At 67.5% G+C, this 2,813-nt stretch carries 3 protein-coding genes; 2 read left to right on the top strand and 1 reads right to left on the bottom strand.

What is annotated here, in order from left to right; translation table 11 throughout:
* Both NI18_RS28200 and NI18_RS19990 read left to right on the top strand, forming a co-directional pair.
* On the top strand, nucleotides 1-134 hold a 134-nt coding region (locus NI18_RS28200), incomplete at its 5' end, for a 16S rRNA (uracil(1498)-N(3))-methyltransferase (RefSeq protein ID WP_347574896.1).
* A gap of 64 nt (nucleotides 135-198) precedes the next feature.
* Nucleotides 199-1,587, top strand: coding sequence for a glutamate--cysteine ligase (locus tag NI18_RS19990; protein WP_037532766.1), 1,389 nt, complete (start codon nucleotides 199-201; stop codon nucleotides 1,585-1,587).
* Between the two features lie 11 nt (nucleotides 1,588-1,598).
* Here NI18_RS19990 and NI18_RS19985 read toward each other — a convergent pair.
* On the bottom strand, nucleotides 1,599-2,813 hold a 1,215-nt coding region (locus NI18_RS19985), incomplete at its 5' end, for a DUF1295 domain-containing protein (protein WP_306286556.1).

The following is a 2,813-nucleotide window of genomic DNA, read 5'->3' as shown; positions in this document are numbered from 1 at the left end:
CGCAGGCGGTCGGCATCGGGCTCGGCCCGCGCATCCTCCGCGCGGAAACCGCCGCGGCGGCGGCGGTCGCGCTGTGGATGGCTGCGGCGGGCGATTGGGCGGCCGAACCGCCCGTCCCGACACCCGTCGCGTGACATTGCTACCGACCGGTCCGAATCCCCTCTAGCACCCTCGTTCATCGCCGCGTAAGGCGCGGCGATGACGAGCAAGACCGCCCCTGCAAAGACCAGCCCGACGATCGAGTCGCGCGACCAGTTGATCGCCAGCTTCGCGCGCGGTGAAAAGCCCAAGGACCGCTGGCGGATCGGCACCGAGCACGAGAAATTCGTGTACGCGAAGGACGACCATCGCGCGCCTTCGTACACCGAGGCGGGCGGCATCCGCGCACTGCTCGGCGAGCTCGAGCAATATGGCTGGGCCCCCGTGTTCGAGCGCGGCCCCGACGGTACCGAGAACGTCATCGCGATGACCGGTGCGGACGGGAGCATCAGCCTCGAGCCCGCGGGCCAGTTCGAACTCTCGGGCGCGCCGCTCGAGACCCTGCACGAAACCTGCGCCGAGACCGGCCGGCATCTCGAACAGGTCAAGGCCGCGGGCGAAAAGCTCGGCATCGGCTTCCTCGGCCTCGGCATGTGGCCCGACAAGACCCGCGCCGAGCTGCCGATCATGCCCAAGGGTCGCTATGCGATCATGCTGCGGCACATGCCGCGTGTCGGCAGCATGGGGCTCGACATGATGCTGCGGACCTGCACGATCCAGGTGAACCTGGATTACGCGTCGGAAGCGGACATGGTGAAGAAATTCCGCGTCGGCCTCGCGCTTCAGCCGCTCGCGACCGCGCTGTTCGCCAATTCGCCGTTTACCGAGGGCAAGCCCAACGGCATGCTGTCCTATCGCAGCCATATCTGGTCCGACACCGACCCGCACCGCACCGGCATGCTGCCCTTCGTGTTCGAGGACGGCTTCGGCTATGACCGCTATACCGACTATGCGCTCGATGTGCCGATGTACTTCGTCTACCGCGACGGCAAATATATCGACGCGGCGGGGCTCAGCTTCCGCGACTTCCTGAAGGGCGAGCTCAGCGTCCTGCCCGGCGAGAAGCCGACCCTCGACGACTGGACCGATCATCTCTCGACCGCCTTCCCCGAGGTGCGGCTGAAGACCTTCCTCGAGATGCGCGGCGCCGATGGCGGGCCGTGGAACCGGATCTGCGCCCTGCCCGCGCTCTGGGTCGGGCTGCTCTACGATCAGGGTGCGCTCGATGCGGCATGGGATCTGGTGAAGGACTGGACGATCGACGAACGCCAGTCGCTGCGCGATTCGGTGCCCAAGCTCGGGCTGAATGCGCCGATCGCAGGTGGCGGCCAGTTGCGCGACATCGCCGCACATGTGCTCGATATCGCGGGTGCCGGCCTGTCGTCGCGCGCGCGCCTGAACAAGGCGGGCGACAACGAGACCGGCTTCCTCGATCCGCTGCGCGAGATCGTCCGCTCGGGCAAGGTCCCCGCCGAGCTGCTGCTCGACAAATACAACGGTGTCTGGGGCGGCGATATCGCCAAGGTATACGGCGTGGAAAGCTTCTAGGCGCCTGACGCTCAGCGCGATCCCGCCACCCACGCCAGGAGGCGCGGTACCGGTCCGTTGCGCGCCATCCAGTCGCTATAGGCGCGGTAATCGGGGTCGAGGCCGAGATGCCGCTCCTCGGTCCGCGCACGCCAGTAATAGACCCCGCTGACCGCCGCGAGCAGCAGGGTCGCGCGCATCGCGTCGATCGGCGTCCCCGTCGTCAGCACGGGGATCGTCGACAGCCACCAGAACAGGTTCTTCGACAGATAGGCGGGGTGCCGCGACCAGGCATAGGGCCCGTGCGTCAGGATCCCGCGGTTGGTGAGATTGGAGAATCGCAAGCCGAACGCCATCGTCGCCCACGCATAGATGGCGGTCAGCGCGACCAGCACCGCGCCGATCAGCACCAGCAGGACGGGGTGATACTGGAACCAGACGTCCCATTCCTGCGTGCCCGGGTGATAGTCCATCGGCCCGCCGTCACTCATCAGGATGATCGGCGGATAGCACATCAACGCCGCCATCCACGCGGCCGCAAACGGATTGGCGCTGCGGATATGCGAATCGAGCGGTCGCAGCGTCAGGACATAGCCGACCGTTGCGAACGCAACGTCGATCAGGAACATGAAGGTGATCAGCCACCTGGCGAGCGCGACCGGGTCGCGCAGGATCGCGGTCGTGTCACCGCGGACGAAGTCGCCGAACCCGCCCGGCACGATCGCGAGCATGAAGGCGAGGAAGAACGCCTTCACTCCCCAGCTGCGCAGGTGGTTGTGGACCGCCGCGCGGTCGACCCCCGGCTGCCCGGTCAGCCATGCCCCGAGCGACCACGCGCCGTCCTTCGGCGCGACCAGATAGCGGTCGAGCCAGAGGACATAGGGGATCGACACGAGCACGAGGATCGGCGCGGCGTTGGTGAAGCACCACATCGCAAACGCGAAATTGCCCTCCCAATAGAATCGCCCGGTGCCATAGATCACCGCGATCCCCGCCCAGGTCACCCAGAAGGCGGCGAGCTTTGTCAGGCTGACGTCGATCGTCTCGCGCCATGGCCGGGGCCGCGACCAGTCCAGCCCGGTGCTCGGCCGGCGATGGACCTTGCCGATCAGCACCGACCACAGGACCATCGGGACCGCGCAGGCGAGCAAATTGACCAGCGCGGCATAGGGCCCGTCCATCCCCCAGCCGCGCGCGCACGCCACCCAGCCGAGCACCCCCGCCAGCCCCGCCAGCCCGGCGCCGTG

It is taken from the genome of Sphingomonas sp. Ant20 (genome assembly GCF_000783375.1).
Lineage (GTDB): Bacteria > Pseudomonadota > Alphaproteobacteria > Sphingomonadales > Sphingomonadaceae > Sphingomonas > Sphingomonas aerolata.
This window is presented reverse-complemented; position numbering and strand designations above follow the sequence as displayed.